Here is a 16,240-nt window from a genome sequence, read left to right as displayed (position 1 = left end):
CAGAACAGAAATCGGAGTGCGGAAACCGCGCGTAAAAATATCTGGTGTGAGGTGTATGGCATGGAAAACCGTCAACTGCTGCCGTTTGAACGAAACCGTTATTATGTCGGCAAGCTCTTGACTTCGGCTGATTTTCAGGCCGAGCAGGCTTATTTTAACAACAAGCGCCGTTTCCTGAACCAGCTGATGTTTGGTTCCGGAATTGTTTGTGGGCTGAGCGTATACAGCCTGGACGATCTTTCGGTGATGATTGAGTCCGGCGCAGCCATCGACGGGCTGGGACGTGAAATTGTTGTGGAGAATTCCGTGGTGCGCAAGCTTTCCGCGATCGAGGGCTTTGAGACCCTCTCAAGCGAGCATGCGGCTCTGTGCCTGCGCTACCGCGAGGAAGCGGTGCATCCCGTGTGCACGGTCAACCGCATGGAGCGCGATGAAGAATATGAGCTCAACCGCCTGCGCGAGGGCTGGGAGCTGTTCCTGACGGACGCGCAGGAGCTGGAGCAGCAGGGCGGTCTGGAGGAGGAGTCGGAGTTTCTGCTCCAGTCGCCGCTTTATGAGGACGCGGATTTCTCCGTTACCGTGATGATGCCCGCCGTGGCCAGCGCGGGCAGCGCCGTGCGGGTGCTGGTGCGGGTCCGCAAGCTTTCGGAGGCAGCGAAAAAGCTGTCGCTTGACTGTGTGCTTCAGGCGCCCGCGTTTCTGGCGGCGGGCGGCGGCCATGAGGCGAGAATCCGTGCCGTCGATTTGGATCTGCAGCAGGACGAGGTGTTTGACTGCCCGTGCTGGCTGACCGCGCAGCAGCCTTCGGCCGAGGCGGTGGTGCTGGCTAAGACCGACGCCGTGCGGATCACGGTTGACGGGGAGGAAAGGACACCGCATGACGCATTCCTGATCAAGGCGTCCATTTCTTCCGATTCCGTGGAGGAGATCCTTTCCCGTGAGGTAGGCCGTGTCAGCCTGGAGAGCAGAAGCTTTTCCACACTTCCGGAATACATACGGCTGGCGGACATTACCCTTCAGCTCACGAAAAACGCTTACATTATCGATCGCGTGGAGGAGTGCGGCGTAAAGAAATACCTGTACACCACCTCCGGTGAGGAAACGCGCCGCTCCTACGAGGAATGGTTCGCTTCCTCTGAAAGCACGGTGTCTGCGGCTCCTGTTTCCCAGAATGGATCCGAGGGCATGTCCGCGGGCTTGTCCTATCAGGCCCCGCTTTACGCTACCGGTACCTGTGAGATTCCGCTGGGTGACAGGGCGCGCAAGGGCGAGACGTTCTATTCCAGTGAGATTATGCATGGGCTTGGCGCCGGCAATGTGCACGTACAGGTCGGCTTTGAATATCTTGTGGAGGATTCCCGCTTGTCCACCACGGCAAAAAATACCATCTACGGCGATGCCAGCCTGTTTGAACAGGAAAATCCGCCTGTTCCGCTCGCCCAGACGGCAGTGAAGGTGATGAACGATCGCGGCAGCTTTGTGGCGGCGGCACGTCTCCAGAAGGATACCTCCTATGTGATGCTTCTGATGCGCTGGGTCGCAGTGAAGATTCCTTCGGAGGACGATCATACGCTGCTGCAGAAGATTTCCGACAAGAGCATCAGCGCGGTGCAGCCCACTGTGCTTCTCGGTACGCGCGAGAGCTGCTATTTCAGCGTCCGCTTCCGCAACATGGAGCCCTGCGGCCTGATCTATGAGCTCACGGATCGGGATTCGGGCGAAATTACACCGGACGGCGTCTACACGGCTCCGGCCAGGGAGGGTGTGTATGAGATCCGCATCAGCTGCGCCGACTCGCCGCTGATCTGTACGTATGCATACGCGATTGTCAAGAAAAAGGAGCACAGCGACAGCGATGCCTCCTGAGAGCAGAAAGCCGCGGGGAAGGGGTGAGACGGATTGGTTTACCATGCGGATGACATGATTCTTTCGCCGGTGCGGGAGATTCTCAGAGGGCCTGTGAACGACGTCCTGGTCTGCCAGGATCTCCGTTCCCCCGCACGCGCCTGCTACTTGCTGCTTGCGGTGCACGACAGAGAGACGGCCAAGCGGCTGCTGATGGTGCTGCAGGATTCCGAGCGCAGCTCTGGGGAGGAAAAGCCCTTCCTGAAAATGTTCACGGAAAACGAGCTTCTCTGCCTGCTGTTTCCATACCGGCCCGACAGGCGCCTCGATCGGTTCGCGCAGGGCCAGCTGGTCACGCCGCAGTCGCGGGAGCGCGTGTGCGTCAATCTGGTGATGGAGTGCCTTTCCGTTCCGCTGCCGTATCCGCTTTTGTATCTGGCGCTGGAAAAGGAAAACGTGCATTTGCTTCAGGATGACGGCGTGTATTTTACCTACAGCTTTGATCTGAGCCGGATGGAGGAATCGGTGGGGGAGGCCGACTGCACGGATCGCTGTGTGCAGATTCTGCTGTCGCTGCTGAAAAAACATTCCCGCCGTCAGCTTAAAAGCTTTGAACTGCTGCGGAAGAAATCCGAGCGCGGCGCGTATGAAAACCTGCCGGAGCTGTACCGGGATATCCGCATCAGCGCTCTGCCGGAGCACAAGGAGCCGATCCGGGAACGCCTTCACGGCTTCTGGCAGCGGAACCGGGACACCTTTTTCCGCATACTTCTGCGGATCAGCGTGACAGCGGCTGTTCTGGCGCTGATTATTTTGATTTGCCAACTGATTTTTGGTAATTTCCCGCTTCTTCGTATTTTTCAGAATACGTTTGAAGTGATTGGAACAGAAAATTTGACGATGAAATGAGAGGGGGAGCCTGCGTGAGAAGGGCTGTTGGAGTCCTTGTGATTCTCGGTGTGCTGCTGACTGTGCTTCTGCTTGCGCTTCCGACAGGTTTGCCGGAGCTTTCCAACGCGGAAAAAACATTGGCTGTCACAGAGGATCAGACAGTCTATCTGACAGAGAGCACCAGCGGTTCCTCCTGGATTTACGGAGTGAAGGATGACGGAAGCGTACAAAAGGCGTATGCTCAGGACTCATCGTTTCGGATTACGCTCTTGTCCGCTTATGGAAACGACGTCTATTTTGTACAGACTCCGCAGCTGACCGAGGAAGGCTGGCAGCTTCTGTGTTTGCGCGAGGACGGAACCACAGAGCTTCTGTATGAGGAAACGGGAGATTTTCCTGTTTCTCCCGAGGCGGTCAGCGTTTCTCCCAGTGGGATCGACCTCACCTTCCTGACGGATAAGAAGGTTTCCGTCTATCGGATGGAGCTTTCCGGCGGTGAGCCGGTGCAGCTTCTGGAGACGGAGCTCGCGGAGGGGGAGATTGCGGTCAGCGCGGTGTTTGCGGAGGATAGACTGTTCTGCCTTCTCTCCGACGGACGGGTGCGCAGCAGCCGGACGGGAGAGCAGAACAGTGAGACACTTCAGGAGGCGGAGGGTTTCACCCTGCTTTCCGCGTCCCAGGGCAGCGTGTGGGCTTACCGGCAAGAAACCGGGACCGCGTGCTCCGGTTCCATTGGGATTCAGAACGGCAGCGGCGTAGAGGTGAACGGTCAGGCTGTCCTGTACGGCGGCCGCGGCGGTGCCAAGGGCCAGACAGTGGTGGTTTCCGTGGAAAACGGCAGCACGGTTCTGCTGCGGATTGGAGACGCAGACGTGCGCAGGCAGACGCCCGAGGCGTCGTTCCTCGTGCGGATGCAGTTCAAAGCCTCAGGTTTGATCTTCCTCCTTACGACCTATGCCGTCTGTGCGGCGTTGATTCTGTTCACAGTGTTCCTGTGCACCCGGATGCACCGCCTGGCGGTGCGGGTAACGGCCTGCTGCATCTGTCTGCTGCTCGTTGCGGCGGGAGTCTCGGGGACCATTTCCTGGGTCGATGCGCAGGGGCAGTCGGGGCAGCTGCTGGAAACGCAGGCAGCTTCCGCCGGGAAAATCCGGGAGGATATTCTGGAGGAGCTGGATCTGACCTCCATTCTGGCGGGGAACGCCGATCAGGCGGAGCTTCGCCGTCTGATTGCTCCGTTGGAAATGGAGACGGAGGAGCAGTACGTCTCGTTCCGCGCGTCGGTGCTGACGGCGGAAGGCGATACGGTGCAGATCTCCGATCGGGCGGCGGCGGGAAGTCCCGTGGCCTCTGTTTACGGGGAAGAGGTGCGCGCGCTGGCACAGAGCGCCGTGACCCAGGACATGGCAATGCAGCAGTCTCTGGAATGCGGGGGGAAGACCTGCGCGTATGACATTCGGCCGCTTTACCGGTACGGCGAAAAGGTCGGCATGCTGGTTTCGCAGGTCGTGCTTGTCCGGACGGACTACGCCAATATGCTGGGGCGCAGCTTTTTGCCGCCGTTTTGGAGCGCGCTGCTTGCGTCCGTAGCGGTCGCGTTCCTCACCTTTACCATGATGCGCCCGCTCCGCCGGCTTGCCAGCCGGGTAAGCCGGATCTCCGAGGGAGACTTCAATCTCGTGCCGCTGCGCACCGCCTCGGACGAGGTGGGGGATATGTGGCAGTCGCTGCGTGAAATGTCGGTGTCGCTGCGGATCAAGGATTATGAGACAAATGCCACGGTTCACTCTTTTTACCGGTTTGTCCCGCGCGGCCTGGATCGCCTTCTCAACCGCGCCTCCATCATGGAGACGAGTCTGGGCGATATGGCGAATGTGACGGGGACGGTGGGGATCCTCTCCATCCAGAACCGTGACGAGCTGCGCGCGGGCCTGGACGACAGCGGATTTCTGGGCTTTTTGAGCGACAGCTATTCGCTGATCGATCATCAGATGGAGCGGCACGAGGGAACGCTGCTTTCGAGCGGCTTCGATCCGGAGGGAATGGAGATCCTGTTCCAGAAATCCCCGGATCAGGGCGTGGCGTTCAGCCTGGGGCTTTTGGGTGAGAGCAACGGCATGGCCAGGGAGCAGGCACCGGATTTCTTCCTGCTGCTGCACAGCACATCGTTCCTGTATGGCCTGGTGGGCACGGAACAGAGGACGTTTTCGCTTCTGTCCTCCTCCGAGATAGCGTTCCTCCACTCATTCTCAAAGCATTTCAAGGGAACGGGTGTGCGCGTCGCCGCCACGGAGGCTTGTCTCAAGGCGATGACACAGCCCTGCGCCTCCCGGTATATCGGCTTTGTCTCGTCAGAAGATGGGAAATACCGCTATAAGCTGCACCAGATTCTGGAAGGATGCTCCGATCTGGAAAAATCGATGTATCTTTCCTACGATGAAAAATTCCAGAAAGGGATCAGCCTTTTCTGCCAGAACGATTTTTACCTTGCGCGGAACCTTTTCTCCGCGATTCTCAAGCTGAATCCGAGCGATGGGATCGCCCGCTGGTATCTGTTTGCCTGCGAGCACTATTTCAACCAGAACGATCCCGGAAGCGAAGGCTATAATCTCTTCGGGATCCAGGGATAAGCTCCGGACCGGGAAAGGACGGTGAGCAATGAACAGAATTTTTAACACGCTGTTTTCCACCATTCAGGCCAAGGTGATTGGCCTGTGGACGAAAATCCGCCTGTGGACCAGCCGTTCCTATTGGGAGACCAAGGGAATTACCTCCCTGCGGCAGTTTTTCAATAATCTGCTGAACATCCGCCCGAAGGATAAAACAGATTATTATCCTGTCCTGTCGTGGCTCATCAGCAAGCGGCTCGCGTTTGCTCTTGTGGTGTTGGTTGGGCTTGCCAGCGTGTTTTATATCTGTGTCTTTTCCCCGGTCAGCTCCATGCTGTTCAGCGAGAGTCCGACCATTCCGGTATTCCGCTATAATTCCATTCCGCTCAAATTTCAAAGCGGAAAGGTGGAGATTCTGGCGGCGGACGGCCATACGGCATACATCGGAGAGGTTTCCAAAGGGGCCGCCTCCGGCCAGGGGGATCTGTATCGCGCGGACGGGAGCCTGCTCTATAGCGGAGCCTTTTCCGACAGCCGCTACAACGGCGACGGCAAGCTGTATTATCCCGACGGTGTCCTGCAATACGAGGGAGCCTTCGTTGACAACCTCTTTGAGGGCCAGGGAACGCAGTACCGCCAGAGCGGCGTGATGGAGTATGCGGGGCAGTTCCTAAAGGGGCAGTGGTCGGGAGCCGGTGTCCTCTATAACAGCGGCGGCAACCAGATTTTCACCGGGAATTTCCTGGCCGGGCGGCTTTTATACAGTGAGTTTCTCGGCAAGACGACGGCGGAGGTCGCCGCCATGTACAGCGGGCAGTCGACCGTGTACAATTCCTCCAGCGAGCACTGTGTGTCCATGGATGAAATCAACGCCCTCTATACCGCAAACGACGGATCCGAAAGTCTCTCGGCGGAATGGTCCCTGACTGAGGTGCTGGTGCTGGATAGTGTGTTCCCCACCACAGACGGGGAGATCAGTAAGATCAACGACCTCACCGCCCATTTCGGCGAGCCGGTTTATTTTGGATATACCTGGCCGAACCTCACCGAGGCGGTGGGAATCCAGCGTCTCAGTGAGACAGGGAAGGGCCGCTTCGCGCCGATCACGATGGATATGACCGCAAGCTTTGAGGATGTTCAGACGGTGAACTCCTATGATCAAAATTATGAGCTTTATATCTATGTCTATGAAGCGGATGGTCTGACCTACACCTTCTACTGCGATACCAGCACATCCGATTTTTCCATGTATTCGATTGCACAGAGCACAGCGCAGCAGAGCGCTGAGGAAGGAGGAGCGTAACATGAAGAGAAAGCGGGGCGCTTTGCGCATCCTGAGCGCTGTTCTTTGCTTTTGCCTGATTTCCCCTTTGTTTGTTCTGTCGCCGGTGAGCGCCGCGGCCCCGAAAACCCTTCAAATCCGGCAGGCCCGGACCATGGCGCTCTCCAACAATACCGAAATCACCAAAACCTACAATGAAATCCTGCTCAAGGAAATCCAGTACACGGAAGCGGTCAAGGAGATCAAGGCCAAGGTGAAGAACCTGACCAGCTTTCGCTGGACGCCGCTGCTCAGCTTCAAATTCCCTGAGCAGCTTGACATGAGCGAGGAGTATGATCTGAACGTCAAGCCTCTCAATCTCCAGACGGAGATCGACATCCTGCGTCACAAGCAGACGGCGCAGGAGAGCGAGGAACTGGCAAAGATCAACAAGGCGTATCTGACGGCTTACGTCAACCAGGAAAAGGTTTCCTTCACCGAGGAACGTCTGGCGGCGGCGCAGGAGGAGCTGGCCCGCAACCAGTCAAGGCTGGCGATCGGGCAGGCGACACAGTCCGACATTGACACCATGCAGAAGTCCGTCGATACGCTCACGAGCGATCTCGCGCAGCAGAAACGGAATTTGCAGACAGCGCTGGAGGAGGTCAGCGATCTCATCCACTTGGATGTCACCTCCGGCTACACGCTGGCCAGCCCTGTGGTGGATGCGGAGATTCCCCGTGAGGATCTGGAAAGCATCATCGAGCACGCGATGGAGGAAAGCCAGACGATCTACGAGGCGGAAATGGCAGTCTCCACCGCGAAGGTAAATATGGATTCCTACGAATCCCTCATGCGCAGCCAGTATGGCTCGAAGCTGAATGCGATCGACAATTTCCTCAATCAGGTCAAGCGGGGAGAGGATGTGGACTACGCGGCTTTCCAGCTCAAGTACAATGAAATGCTGGAATCGTTTGACAGCCCGTGGAACGGAAGCATCAAAATCCTGTTTTTCCGCTTCACCAAGGAATGGTTTAAAGGGGAAATTGACGGAACCCGTTATATTGAGAATGATTTATACGCACTGTTGACTGCGTGCAAGGAGTATCAGGCCGCGGTATCCGATTTGGAGTCAGCGCAAAAGACGCTGCGTTCGGAGATCACCACCAGCTATGAATCGATCGTTACCGCCCGCAACGCCTATCTGGCTCTGGAACAGACGGTGGAACAGAACCGCGAGGATCTGGAACGCCTTTCCGGGCTGAACCAGCTGGGGAAGGCGGAATACAGCGAGGTCAAGACCAAGCAGGAGGAATATCAGACCAGCCAGATGGATTATATTGACGTGCTGGCGGAATATAACGAGCTTCTGTATGATCTGGACGCTACTACCTGCGGCGCAGTTTCCCCATATTTTGATTCCGCTTCGGTCAGCACGGATGCGGGATCCGGTGCGGACAGCTATGTGGTTGATGATGCCACTGTCCCGCACTATTACATCTATACCGATATCTCGGATCTGGTGTTCGTGTTCGGCCTGGAAATCCCGGAGGATTTTGATCCGGCCATCACCGATTTTGAGATCTGGTACGCAGGCACCCAGATTGGGGAACGGACCCCGGCCGACCAGCAGCTCCGCCATCTGGCGCTCGACTACCAGGGGACCAGTAAGCTGACGGTGCGGCTGTACAACAACGATACCTTTGTTTCCGAGTGCGAGATCGATACCACGGTTCCGCGCGACGTCCTCCCGATAGAGGGCACGCAGGAAACGCAGGAGGCCGTGGAGACACAGTGCGGGAGCTATAAGGTGGACACGGTTCCGCACGGCTCCATCAGCACCAGTACCCTGACGCTCACGCTGGACGCCGGGCTGGGAGCGGCCTATTACCGCATTGAAAACGCGGAGGGGGCCAGCGTGTATTCCGAGGAGCTTGTGCCGGTGGAGGAAAGCTTTTCCTACCTGACTCTCCTGATCGGGAGCCTGGGAGAGGTTCAGCTTGCTCTTTATGACAAGGAAGAAAACCGGATTGGCACGGCTTCTTTCCACGAGGATACGCAGACGATCTGGATTGCGGCACAGTGACGCCGCGGGAAAGGAGGGGACACATGAAACGAAGAAGAATCCTTTTGTCACTCGCCCTTGTGCTGGTGGCTGCCATCGGGACGCTGACCGTCTTGGTGCGGGCTGTATGGAATGAAGAGGAGGCCGTCCATGTTACGCCCTCCGAGATAGAGGACTCCACGCTGGTGATTGGAACGCATCTGATCCATCTGTCCGCCCTGACGGATGAGCTCTACGAGATCGCTTCCGATTCCGCAGAGGAATCCGGACAGGGAGAAATCTACTACAAGTCCGAGCTTTCGGGCGGAACATGGTTCAACATTACAACGGCTTCCTCCCTGGAGGACATCACCACGGGCGGAACGCCGGTGCAGGATTCCGTGATTGCGGAGCTGTTCTTCACCCATCACACGAAGTCTGACGGCGTGACCTACGATCTGCGGACCGGTCAGCCCGTCAATCCGTATGACATCGTGGATCCCTATGATATCGAGTCGCTGGAAGAGCTGATGCCGCTCAAAAACCAGTATGAGATCATCAAGGAATTGCAGGGCGAGAGCCAGGCGGGCAAGGATAAGGTCGCCCGGGTTGAGGAAATCCTGTCGACCGAAGTGAAGAACGACACCACCAATGAGTGTGATACCAATCTCGCGGCACTTCAAAGATACTGTGATGTGCTTTCCCAAAACAATGCCCCCGCTGAGCAGATCAGCGAGGTGCAGTCCGTGATGAGTGCTGTCGACGCTACCCGGCGCGCGGAGGTGTTCACCACGCTGGAAACCGTTCTGAACGAGTACGCGCAGGAGCTGTCCAGCATTCAGGATACGACGACCACGACAGAGGGCCAGGACGGCGAAGAGGGTACCACCGAGACGCAGGAGGGCCGTGCGCCCGATACGGAGCTGCAATCCGCTGTCAACGACAGCCTTTCCAATGTGCAGTCGTCGCTGGTGGAGCAGCAGGGGAAGATGCTCGCGGAGGGCACCACTGTCATGTCAGCCCTGCGGTATGAGTATTCCCAGCAGCTGATCACGAGCGCGCAGGCAGGCAACGACGCGGCCTGTGATACCGCTGTGGCTTCGCTCATTCATCTGACAAACATTTCGTCCAGCATCGTGGCCGACAAGGAGGGCGAGCTTGCCCTGCTCAACGACACAGTGGTGCCGCGGGCGGAACAGGCGTATCGCGACGGCCTGCGCGCGGGCGTGAGCACCGATTATGTACAGGCGGCCGCGTCCAATTCCTCGTCGGCGCTGCTGAATAATCTGATCAGCACCAACGCGAGCACGGTCAATACCTACCGCAACGAGCTGGAATCGTACCTCACGGCGGTGGTTCTCCGTCTCTCCAACAGCGAGGGGATGGATTATCTGAACCAGCGTCTGGAGGATGCCCAGAACTTCTACAACGACGTTCCCAACGACGATTTTTCAGAAAGCGTCCGGACGACGGTGGACAGCCACATCGAGTTTTTGACGAATAAACTCCGCGAGCTGGAGCTGGCGGCGGGCGGCAACGAGCTGGACCAGCTTATTGCCGAAAAGCAGTCGCTGCAAACGGATTATATGGCGGCGCTGGATAACAACGATCTCACCGAAGCCAAGGCGATTGAGGAGCAGATTTCCGCGCTGGACGACCAGATCGCGCAGCAGCAGGCCGCGCAGGCGGATGAGCTCAACGCGGCGCAGTCCAAGCTTTCCGATTTGGAGGAGCAGCTGGCGAACGCCGAGGCGGGCAGCAGCGAAGCCGCCGATCTGGAAAAGCAGATCGCGGCGCAGAAGGCGGAGATTTCCGCACTGGAATCCAATATGTCGGATGGTTCCCTCGGGGAACTGGTGGCCACGCTCAAGGCGGAATGTCTCTCTATCATCGGGAATTCCTCTTCCGGCGATCCGGAGCGGACCACACTGAAAAATGACATTGACACGCTGGTTTCCCTGCTGGATCAGAATGTGAAGCTGGTGTTCCCCGCATTGCAGGAGATCCACGAGGCAATGACCACGGAACGCGATCTCAACGGGGACAGCTCCTATGGGGATGAAATCACGACGGTGGAGGAGGCAATCCTGGGCAGCAAGGCCCTTTACGACGCGGCGCTGTCCGGCTCCCTCTCCGCCGATCAGCTCCAGGAGATCGCAGATGCGTTCCTCGCCGGAGAAGGAGGCTTGCTGGATGCGGGAGAAACCGATCTGTCGAGCCTTTCCGATTGGGAAAAGAATTGCGTCTATCTGCTGGCTTTGCAGCGGTATTACGACGCGACACAGGGCAGCGCGGCTTTGCAGCTTCTCGGCTCTGTCTCGCAGCAGCAGGTAAACCTCGGAAGCCCGCTTGTCTTTGTGCAGGCGCAGGATCCCTCCATGGAATATCTTCCTGTGAAAACCGCCGCGCAGGCCGCCGGTCTGCGGTATGTGTGGAATCAGAACAAGAGCCAGGGAACGCTGGCAAAGGGAAGCTTGTATTATACGTTTGCCGCCTATTCGGATCTGGTGCAGAAGGGCAAGGACGAGGAAAGCTATGAGCGCATGACCAAAGCGGCCAGATTGGAAAACGGGACGCTCTATCTTCCGGAGGATTACACGCTCAGCGCCTTTTCGGTGGAGGCGCAGTATCTCTCCGCCACCTCCTACGGTGTCGTGGTGCGGGAGGATCTTTCGCTTCTGGCGGATGAGCTGTGCTCCCGCTTTTTGGCAGCCTGAGAAAGGGAGGGACCAGTATTGGCCGATTATCCGATTATTTCCGACGTTTCGTCGTATCTGGTGAAGCTGCTCCGCAGAAAGATGTGTCCGGAGCCGATCCCTTCGCCGAATAACATTGAGGTTTCGTCTCCGGCGGAGCAGGACGTGGACTACATCCTGGGCCTGTACCTGTATGATATCCGGGCGGAGGGCGAGATCTCCGTGCCGCCCCTGATGAACACGGGAAAAACGCGCCTGGCGCCGCCGCCGAAGCCGTACAGCCTGTATTATATGCTGTTTATCAACGGATCGTCGCAGATGGGCCTGAAGGCACACGATATCCAGAAAATCATCGGGCGCGCGGCGCAGGTGATCAACGACGGGAACGTCGTATATCCCAACGAGCTGCAAACCTGGCTGGAATCGCGGGAAGCGCCCATCATCATCACCCCCTCGAAGCTTTCGCTGGAGGATAAGGTGCGTGTGTGGTCCGCAATCAACAAGCCCTACCAGGTCAGCCTGTTCTACAAAGCGGCCCCGATTCTGCTCTCAAGCGAGATCCTGATCGACGCGCCGCGCGTCACGCAGGCCGAATTTTCGCTGCATCTCACCGGCGAAAACAAGGAGGGATAGCCGATGGCGGACCATACGGTGATCCGGCATCAGCTGGATCTGGTGCTCCACCTGGTGGACACCACCACGGGTTCCCTGCTCACCGGTGTGGGCGCAAGGTTTTTCTGCGGCGGGAAGCCGCTGCATTTCCTGAGCAAGGGTGACGGCCATCTGCTCCTGATGGGGCGGGGACGCGAAGATTTCCGCCTGACGGTGGAGCTGCGCGGCTATCTGCCGCGTACGATCGACGTGCGATATGAGGAGCTTTCCGAGAAGCTGCCGCTGATTGAGCTTCCCATGATCCCGGACGGCAGCGCTCCGGCGCTGGTGCAGTATGTGGATCTGGAGGGAAGGCTGGAGGGCCTTTCCGCTCTGGACGCCGTTTGGCTGGGAGACCGCAGCTGCATGATCCGCGATTTCAATGCGAAAAAGAAATCGCTGACGGTGTTTAACCCCTATCGCCTTTTGCTGGATCGTGTTTTCTATGCGCTGGTAAACCCACAGGAACAGGTTTATGAGCCGCTGGAAATAGAAGAAAGAATTTCCGATACGCAGTTTCTTCTGAAGCAGGGGCTGAGCATGGAATATGGAAGCAATTTTCCAATTGCCCGGCGTGTTTTCGGCCTTGTCAGGGAGGACGGATCCTATCTGCTCCGGCTTGCCGATCGCGGGGGAGATTCCCGCTGGCTTGTCCGGTGTGTCATGGGGGAAAAGGAGTGGTTCCAGGCGGTGGACGCAAAGGCCCCGCAGGAGTCCCCGCTTTCGCCGCCGCAGGAGGAGCCGGACTCTGAACCCCAGGAGGAGCCTGCCGGGAAGGGAGGAATGTAAATGGGTCTGCCTGTTGTCTCGGGCGCGTCCGTCATGTGTACGATGGGCATGTCGCCGGGTCAACTGATGGTTACTTCACAGCTTACCGTTTTGATGGATGGAAAGCCGGCTGCTACCATCCAGGACGCGGCTCCCATCACGAATGTGGGTCCCTGTGGGATGTGCACATCCCTGATGAACCCGACGGTTGCTTCCGCCACGGCGGCGGCGCTGGGGGTTCTCACCCCAATGCCCTGCGTTCCCGCTCCTATGGGGATCTGGGTTTGCAGCCCGGGACCGCTGATCGGCGGGATTCCTGCCCTGATCAACGACGGAAAGCTGATGTGCTCCTACGGCGGCGCTATCAGCATCACTATGCCGGGACAGGGGAAGATCATGACCTGAGCCGGTCCTTGCCTGCCGGGACGTGCTTCGTCCCATTGCGTTTGTGTTCCATTTAAATTTTAAAATAAATGAGAAATCTGAAAGGAGGGCGGTTTTGAGGTTTCCTCAAAACCAAACAAAATTATGGCTGAGTATTTTTCTCCCGGTGTGTATGTCGAGGAATTTGAATCTTCCCCCCGCGCAATCGAAGGAGTCGGAACCAGCACGGGCGGCTTTGTCGGCATGACCGTGAAGGGCCCGACCATCGGGGCGCCGAGCCTTGTGACGAGCTTCGCTGACTTCCAGCGCCAGTTCGGCGGCTTCCTCTCCGAGTTCACGCACGGCGAGTACCGCTATCTTGCGTACAGCGTGGAGCAGTTCTTCATCAACGGCGGCACCCGCTGCTACATCAGCCGCGTTGTGCCGGAGGACGCTGCGATCGCGACGGCCAAAGCCGGGATTCTTTCCATGCGTGCGGCCAACGAAGGAAAGTGGGGCAACCGCATCCAGGTTTCCCTTCTGTCCACCAACCGCAGAAAGATGCAGCTCATCAAGAAGGAGAGCGACACGGTGTACACGGCGAAATCCGTGGAAGGCTTCCGTGAGGGCGATCTGGTTGAGTTTGCGGGCGAGATGAACCGCATTTCCGCTATCTTTGAGAATACCGTAACCTTCGAGAAGAAATTCTCCGCGGATCCGGTCGATACGGCCATCGTCCCGAAAAAGGTCCTGTATTCCGTTGAGATGGATGTCACCATCCGCTGCGACGGCGACGCGGAGACCTTCTCCGGCGTAACACTCAATCCCACGTCTCCCGCATATCTGGGCCGCAAACTGTCCGGCAGCCGTCTGGTGGCCGCAGCGGTTGAGCCGAGCGACGCGCTGGACAATCCGGTTTCCGTGATTCTCGGCAAGGGCGTTCTCTCCGGCACCATCTCCTTCACGGGCGGCAGCGACGGCACCATGGAAGCCGTCAATGCGGGCGTGTTCATCGGTGAGGACAATGGCCCCGGCCAACGCACCGGTATCCAGGCTTTCCTGGAGAACGATGTGGCCAGCATCATCGCGGTGCCCGGCGTCACGATCCCGGAGGTTGTGGTGGCTTTGATCAGCCACTGCGAGAACATGAAGAACCGCTTTGCCGTTCTCGATATCCCGCAGGAGCTGCGCAAGACCAACGATATCATTGAATACCGCAACATGGTTGACAGCACCTATGCCGCCATGTACCATCCGTGGATCCAGGTCTATGACCGCGTAGCCAAGAAGCCCACCTTCATTCCGCCGAGCGGAGCGGTGATGGGCGTGTATTCCCGCACGGACGTGAGCCGCGGTGTGCACAAGGCTCCCGCCAACGAGACGATCGCCTGCACCGGCCTTTCCGTCAACTATACCACCGGCGAGCAGGATATCCTCAATCCCGCGGGCGTCAACCTCATCCGCGCGCTGCCGGGCCAGGGCATCCGCATCTGGGGCGCGCGTACCGCCAGCAGCAACAGCGCCTTCAAGTACATCAACGTGCGCCGTCTGTTCATTTTTGTGGAGCAGTCGATCCGCGTTTCCACCAACTGGGTGGTGTTCGAGCCCAACAATTCCTCGCTGTGGGCGCGTGTGCAGATGACGGTTTCCTCGTTCCTCGAGTCCCTCTTCCGCGCCGGTATGCTGGCGGGCGAGACGCCGGCCGAGGCTTACTATGTGAACATCGGAACGTCGACCATGAGCCAGGACGATATCATGAACGGCCGTCTGATCTGCGAGATCGGAATCGCGCCGAGCCGTCCGGCCGAGTTTGTCATCTTCCGTGTGACGCAGTTCACCGCCGGAGCGGGCGGAGAGGCTGCCGCAGAATAATGTCCGCAGAGACGCCTGCGCCGGCCGGAAGCGGCCAGCGCGGAACCGTCTTGGATCCTACCTGATTTCAATAAAAGGAGAATGAAAAGATGGCTGATAAAACTTCGGGGAGCCTGTATTACCCCTTAACGAAAATGAACTTCCTCGTCACGGTTGACTCTGTGAGCGGCGTCGCCGCCTTCAACGAGGTGACCGGCGTGGAAGCTACCGTCGACGTGATCGAGTTCCGTCAGGGCAACTCCAACAGCCTCGCACCCGTCAAGATTCCGGGTCTTGTCAAGCACGGCAACGTGACGCTCAAGTTCGGCTATACGCGCAACAATGCGTTCAAGGATTGGCTGAAGAAGTGCGTGACGGAGCGCCGCGGCGAGGATGCCCGCTCCAATGTGACCATCGAACTGATCAACATTCAGGAGGGCTCCCCCCAAACGCTGGTGGAGACGACGATCGATTCCTCTCTGACGTGGCAGCTCACCAACGCCTGGGTCTGCAAGTATACGGCTCCCGACCTGAACGCTTCCACAAGCGAGGTCGCGATTGAGTCCGTGGAAATTGCGTATGAGGAACTGGTGATCCCGAACTGATAGCGATGCCGGTGCTGCCGGAGGATTCTGTCCTCCGGCAGATTCCGGTTTTCATTCCGGAGGTAGCATATGATAACAGAGTATGAATTTGAGTTGCCGCGCGGCTATGTGGATTCCAATGGAGACGTCCACAAGCGTGGAAAGATGCGCCTGGCGACGGCGGGCGATGAGATCAGCGCCACACGGGATCCGCGTGTGCTGAGCAACCCTTCCTATCTGACCGTGGTGGTGCTTGCCAAGGTGATCACCGAGCTGGAGGGGATGCCCACCATCGTGCCCAACATCGTGGAGCGTTTTTTCACGGCGGATTTGGCGTTTTTGCAGGATATGTACCAGCGGATCAACGATATTGAGCCGCCGACGATGAAGGTTGTCTGTCCCAAATGCGGTGAAATTCACGAGGTGCCGATAAATTTTACGCGAGAGGGATAACGCTGTATCCGGAAAAGGAGCTGTATCGGGAAATGTCCTTCATCTCCTATTACTTTCACTGGGGGGAGAAGGATGTGATGGAGCTTCCTCATGCCAGCCGCAGGCGCTGGTGTGAGGAGATTTCCTCCATTAACAGCAGCCTCAATCCCTCGGAAAGTAAGCCCAAGGAGAAAAGCATTTTTGAGCTTGGCAAATCAGCGCGCCGCCTGTAAGGCGGGTTGGCA

Annotated in this window: 13 protein-coding genes; all 13 read left to right on the top strand. The window is 57.9% G+C overall.

The genetic code is table 11. The annotated features are described in order from the left end of the window. The first annotated feature begins 60 nt into the window (after nucleotides 1-60). The 13 genes from B5F35_RS06935 to B5F35_RS06875 all read left to right on the top strand — a co-directional run bounded on the left by B5F35_RS06935 (nucleotide 61) and on the right by B5F35_RS06875 (nucleotide 16,228). Entirely contained in the window at nucleotides 61-1,866 is a 1,806-nt protein-coding gene (locus B5F35_RS06935) for a hypothetical protein (RefSeq protein WP_087239389.1), read from the top strand. Between the two features lie 33 nt (nucleotides 1,867-1,899). Further along, on the top strand, nucleotides 1,900-2,754 hold the full coding sequence (locus B5F35_RS06930; RefSeq protein ID WP_087239387.1) for a hypothetical protein: 855 nt from the start codon (nucleotides 1,900-1,902) through the stop codon (nucleotides 2,752-2,754). 14 nt (nucleotides 2,755-2,768) lie between these two features. After that, the gene (locus tag B5F35_RS06925) at nucleotides 2,769-5,366 is read left to right on the top strand and encodes a HAMP domain-containing protein (RefSeq protein ID WP_162611357.1); all 2,598 of its coding nucleotides are present in this window, start codon (nucleotides 2,769-2,771) and stop codon (nucleotides 5,364-5,366) included. Nucleotides 5,367-5,394: 28 nt separating this feature from the next. Beyond that, nucleotides 5,395-6,648, top strand: coding sequence for an MORN repeat-containing protein (locus B5F35_RS06920; RefSeq protein ID WP_087239383.1), 1,254 nt, complete (start codon nucleotides 5,395-5,397; stop codon nucleotides 6,646-6,648). 1 nt (nucleotide 6,649) lies between these two features. Then, nucleotides 6,650-8,692, top strand: coding sequence for a TolC family protein (locus B5F35_RS06915; RefSeq protein WP_087239381.1), 2,043 nt, complete (start codon nucleotides 6,650-6,652; stop codon nucleotides 8,690-8,692). A gap of 23 nt (nucleotides 8,693-8,715) precedes the next feature. Next, a complete protein-coding gene (locus B5F35_RS06910) occupies nucleotides 8,716-11,367 on the top strand; it encodes a hypothetical protein (protein WP_087239379.1) in 2,652 nt (883 codons plus the stop codon). A gap of 18 nt (nucleotides 11,368-11,385) precedes the next feature. Beyond that, on the top strand, nucleotides 11,386-11,979 hold the full coding sequence (locus B5F35_RS06905; RefSeq protein ID WP_087239377.1) for a Pvc16 family protein: 594 nt from the start codon (nucleotides 11,386-11,388) through the stop codon (nucleotides 11,977-11,979). Between the two features lie 3 nt (nucleotides 11,980-11,982). Further along, a complete protein-coding gene (locus B5F35_RS06900) occupies nucleotides 11,983-12,786 on the top strand; it encodes a hypothetical protein (protein WP_087239375.1) in 804 nt (267 codons plus the stop codon). Beyond that, nucleotides 12,787-13,170, top strand: coding sequence for a DUF4280 domain-containing protein (locus tag B5F35_RS06895; RefSeq protein ID WP_087239373.1), 384 nt, complete (start codon nucleotides 12,787-12,789; stop codon nucleotides 13,168-13,170). It begins immediately after the preceding gene. A gap of 123 nt (nucleotides 13,171-13,293) precedes the next feature. Then, a complete protein-coding gene (locus B5F35_RS06890; protein ID WP_087239371.1) occupies nucleotides 13,294-15,000 on the top strand; it encodes a phage tail sheath family protein in 1,707 nt (568 codons plus the stop codon). A gap of 89 nt (nucleotides 15,001-15,089) precedes the next feature. Beyond that, nucleotides 15,090-15,584: a phage tail protein gene (locus tag B5F35_RS06885; protein WP_087239369.1), complete on the top strand. Its 495-nt coding sequence runs from the start codon at nucleotides 15,090-15,092 to the stop codon at nucleotides 15,582-15,584. Nucleotides 15,585-15,653: 69 nt separating this feature from the next. Continuing rightward, nucleotides 15,654-16,016, top strand: a complete 363-nt coding sequence (locus tag B5F35_RS06880; protein WP_087239367.1) for a hypothetical protein — start codon at nucleotides 15,654-15,656, stop codon at nucleotides 16,014-16,016. A 32-nt stretch (nucleotides 16,017-16,048) separates the two neighbouring features. Then, nucleotides 16,049-16,228, top strand: coding sequence for a DUF6760 family protein (locus B5F35_RS06875; protein WP_206424026.1), 180 nt, complete (start codon nucleotides 16,049-16,051; stop codon nucleotides 16,226-16,228). Nucleotides 16,229-16,240: the final 12 nt, after the last annotated feature.

Origin of the sequence: Anaeromassilibacillus sp. An200 (genome assembly GCF_002160025.1) — a bacterium.
GTDB classification, from domain to species: Bacteria; Bacillota; Clostridia; order Oscillospirales; family Acutalibacteraceae; genus Caccousia; species Caccousia stercoris.
The sequence above is the reverse complement of the archived record's forward strand: the minus strand, read 5'-3'. Positions and strand labels throughout refer to the sequence as shown.